Consider the following 3560-nt stretch of genomic DNA (forward strand, 5'->3'; position numbering starts at 1 on the left):
TTTATCTTTTCTTCCTGCTCCTTAAAACCGCTGTTTTTCGCCCTACTTTGGGGTATTTTTATTTTTGGGTTTGTGTTTATACCTTATTTGGCGCGGTTCTCTAAACTTAGCAATTTACTCATAAATTGTCTTCACCCGCTTACTTAGTCGCTAAGCGGACATAAATGGCTTTAGCTATGTCCTGATCTACAGCAGCCCTGGTCCGGCCTACCTTTATTATAAAACTGGGAAATCGCTGTTCCAAAACAATGGGAAGACCGGGTATTACTCCCATTGCCATTAATTTTTTGATGATCGCCTCATCTTTGGTATTAAAATAAGCTACAATTCCTTTTTCGCCCGGTCTCATATTATAAAGACTTATGGCCAGGGGTTTAGCAGATGCCTCCATTAAAAGTTCACCCCCAGTACTGTCAAAAGTAAATTAAGCAGATAACCCACGAAAAAGGCAAAGGGTAGAATAAAAGCAGTTATAGCTAAGGTAACTTTTGTACCCCTTTCTTTTAACATCATAGAAAATTGGGCAATACAGGGAATAAACAAAGTTAAAGTTACAGCAGCAACCACTAACTGCTTGCCGGCCAGAATTCCATTCTGATATAAATCAAACATGCCTGCTGCCCCGTAATCACGACGGAAGAAACCAAACAGAAACACCTGGGCTGCTTGCGGTGGTAGCCCAAGCCAGAGCATTACTGGCTCTAAGCCTTTAATAATAAGGTCAAAAAGCCCGGTCAATTTCCCAATCCAGATTAACACCGAAGCTAAAATGAACAGGGGTAGAATCTCAATAAAATACCATTTCATCCGCACATAGGTCTTGGTAAGAATATTTTTTAGTTTAGGAATCCTTAAAGGTGGAATTTCCATGTAAAAACCAGCCCTTTTGCCCGGAAGCAGTTGGGAAGACAGGTACCCTATCAGGAGAAAAACTAAAATCATAACTCCAGCCCAGATTAGCAGGGCTTCAGGGTTATTGGATAAAAGCCCTAAGATAACCCCCAACTGGGCCGAGCACGGAATAGCAAGAGCTAATAAAAGCGTCGCAATTATCCTTTCCCGGTTAGTTTCGAGAGTTCTGGTCACCATGGTCGCCATTGTATCGCAGCCAAACCCCAAAACCATTGGAATAACCGCCCGCCCGGATAAACCTATTACTTTAAAAGCCCGGTCAATTAAAAGTGATAATCTCGGCAGGTAACCGCTATCTTCTAAAATTGAAAACATTAAAAAATATAAAGTTACCACCGGCAGCACAATTGCTACAGCATACCTGATCCCAAGAGTAATTATTCCGTAGTCATTAGCAATTAAATCCTGCAAAACCTTCCACGGTATTACCTGGGCGGTAACCTGATTAACTACCGGATTAATATTATTTTCAAAATAAGTTTCAATTAAATCAACCAAAGTTCCAGCACCAAAAACCCCCACAAACTTATAAATGCCGAAATAAAGTATTAAAAACATGATCGGTATACCCGTAATAGGATTTACCGTGAGCCTATGCAAAAATTCGGTAATACTCGCTTTTTCCGTTCCCTTTTCTTTTAAAGCTTCTTTTTCCACCTTTAACGCAAATTCCTGCCGGGCTGAAGCAATCACAAAGCTTAATGGTTCTTTAAATTGTTTTTGCGTTTCGTCAATTACTTTTAGGATTTCTTGATAATGAGGTTCTTTCTTCGCGATTTCAGATAAAAGAGCTTCATCTTTCTGCAGCAGCAAAAGGGCAACGCTTCGTTTCGAAAGTTTATATTCCACGGTTAAAAGCTTTTCAATTTCGGCAATAGCTTTTTCAATCGGTTCCGGGTATTTTATTCTATTTTTTAACATACTCGGCCACCCTTTCTTTTAATTCGTTAATTCCCGCATTTTGCGCTGCCGCCATTGTAACTACCGGTATTCCCAGCTCTTTTTCAATTTTTTCCCGGTCAATAATAAGTCCCAGTTGTTCCGCCTCATCCATCATATTTATAGCCAAAAGCACCGGCAATCCTGCTTCAATTAACTGGTAGGTTAAGGTTAACATTCTTCCAAGGTTTTTGGCATCAACAACATGGACCACAATATCGGGCTTTTCTTCTAATAAAAGGTCGCGAGCCACTTTTTCCTCTTCGGTTATCGGTAAAAGGGAATACATCCCCGGAGTGTCTATCACTTCATATTCCTGACCATGAATTACAGTCTTTCCCCGGGCAACTTCTACCGTTGTCCCGGGGTAATTAGACACCGTTACATAAGCTCCGGTTAAAGCATTAAAAAGCATGCTTTTGCCAACGTTGGGCGAACCTACCAGGGCTATTTTTAAAAGTTTTTCTTCACATATTTCCTTCCGGGCTTTTTGCCAGAAAAAGCCAAAACGTCTTCTATGCTTTCTCCCGGCATGATGACAGCTTCTATTGCAGTTATGGCAATCCATATTTACAACCTCCGCTATTGATTTTCATTCTCAATTGGTTGGTAAAAAAATAATTCCTACATCCTCATTATATCAAACTTTTTGTAATTGACAAGTATTCTCAATTAAATTTTACCAAACGGGAAACAAGAAAAGTAACTATCAATGCTAATATTAACCTGTAAATAATCAACACCGTCGCCTTTGCGCCAATGGCCACAAATAAAAGGGTATCTTCAATTAAGGAATGGCAGATAACAAGAAAAATACTTATTAACACTAAATCCTTATGTTTTAAAATTCCCTCCCGGGCACTATCTATAATTAAGCCGGCTCCATAGGCCAGGCCAAAAATTAATCCCGCCAAAAGCGGAAAAGCAGCTTCCTTTTTCATGCCTAAAAACCCCATAACGGGCTCTAACGGCTTTGCCCATTTTTCCAGAACCCTTAATTCTTTTGCCACTTCTAAAACTACCATAAGAGGAATTACAATCATAGCTATTTTTATTAACATATTAAAACTACCGCTTAAAGCTTCTATAAATAATTTCTCCACCATATTCTCACTCACCTAAAGGATGATATTTATAAGATAGCCGCTCAATATTGCCAGAGCAATCCTTAACAATACTAAATACCAGACCGTAATTCCGGTTTTTTTGCTAACGGCAGTTTCCACAAAAAGATTATGGGAAAGTAATAGCATCACGGCAATGATAGTCACCTGTTTGACCGTCATCTTTAAAGCGGCAATAGCAGCAATGGTAGGATAAAGATTTAGCACATTACCTATTACAAAAATTAGCGATGCCTCCCCAGGCAGTCCTACAAACCGCATTACCGGTTCAAAAATTTTAGCAATTATCGCTAATATTCCGGAATACTTCAAAATTGTAATTAAAAAATATACGGGAATTACTGTCCTGGCAAGCTCACAGGTTATATTAAAACCCTTTTGGATACCCCGCATTGCTGCAATTTTAATATTGTATAAACTTACCCCGTTCATTTTTTCCTCCACCACATTTTCCTTCTATTTTATCACTCCAGGGACGGTTCTGAGAACCACCATCCCAAACACCAATTTTAGGGACGGTTCTTATATTTGCGTCTATACGCCAAAAAAAAGAACCGTCCCTATCTTTGGCGGATGAAAAAAGGG

6 protein-coding genes are annotated in these 3560 nt (G+C 39.4%); all 6 read right to left on the bottom strand.

Annotated features, from left to right (window positions below):
* Positions 1 to 139 precede the first annotated feature (139 nt).
* On the bottom strand, positions 140 to 391 hold the full coding sequence (locus ciss_RS09120; RefSeq protein ID WP_075866040.1) for a FeoA family protein: 252 nt from the start codon (positions 389 to 391) through the stop codon (positions 140 to 142).
* The gene (locus tag ciss_RS09125; protein ID WP_075866041.1) at positions 391 to 1833 is read right to left on the bottom strand and encodes a ferrous iron transporter B; all 1443 of its coding nucleotides are present in this window, start codon (positions 1831 to 1833) and stop codon (positions 391 to 393) included. The genes ciss_RS09120 and ciss_RS09125 overlap by 1 nt, the downstream gene beginning before the upstream one ends.
* Positions 1820 to 2419, bottom strand: coding sequence for a FeoB small GTPase domain-containing protein (locus ciss_RS09130; RefSeq protein ID WP_075866042.1), 600 nt, complete (start codon positions 2417 to 2419; stop codon positions 1820 to 1822). Before ciss_RS09130 ends, ciss_RS09125 begins: the two co-directional genes overlap by 14 nt.
* A gap of 100 nt (positions 2420 to 2519) precedes the next feature.
* Positions 2520 to 2957 (bottom strand): nucleoside recognition domain-containing protein, encoded by a 438-nt coding sequence (locus ciss_RS09135; RefSeq protein ID WP_075866043.1) that lies wholly within the window; start codon positions 2955 to 2957, stop codon positions 2520 to 2522.
* Positions 2958 to 2969: 12 nt separating this feature from the next.
* On the bottom strand, positions 2970 to 3407 hold the full coding sequence (locus tag ciss_RS09140) for a nucleoside recognition domain-containing protein (protein WP_075866044.1): 438 nt from the start codon (positions 3405 to 3407) through the stop codon (positions 2970 to 2972).
* Positions 3379 to 3560 (bottom strand): hypothetical protein (locus ciss_RS13600; protein WP_235837281.1); only part of this gene is annotated, 182 nt, incomplete at its 5' end. The genes ciss_RS13600 and ciss_RS09140, both read right to left, overlap by 29 nt.

It is taken from the genome of Carboxydothermus islandicus (assembly GCF_001950325.1).
GTDB classification, from domain to species: domain Bacteria; phylum Bacillota; class Z-2901; order Carboxydothermales; family Carboxydothermaceae; genus Carboxydothermus; species Carboxydothermus islandicus.

Excerpts from the sequence above, each read along its gene's own strand:
- ciss_RS09135 (WP_075866043.1), bottom strand. The coding sequence starts at position 2,957 with ATGGTGGAGAAATTATTTATAGAAGCTTTAAGCGGTAGTTTTAATATG.
- ciss_RS09130 (WP_075866042.1), bottom strand. The coding sequence starts at position 2,419 with ATGGATTGCCATAACTGCAATAGAAGCTGTCATCATGCCGGGAGAAAG.
- ciss_RS09125 (WP_075866041.1), bottom strand. The coding sequence starts at position 1,833 with ATGTTAAAAAATAGAATAAAATACCCGGAACCGATTGAAAAAGCTATT.
- ciss_RS09140 (WP_075866044.1), bottom strand. The coding sequence starts at position 3,407 with ATGAACGGGGTAAGTTTATACAATATTAAAATTGCAGCAATGCGGGGT.
- ciss_RS09120 (WP_075866040.1), bottom strand. The coding sequence starts at position 391 with ATGGAGGCATCTGCTAAACCCCTGGCCATAAGTCTTTATAATATGAGA.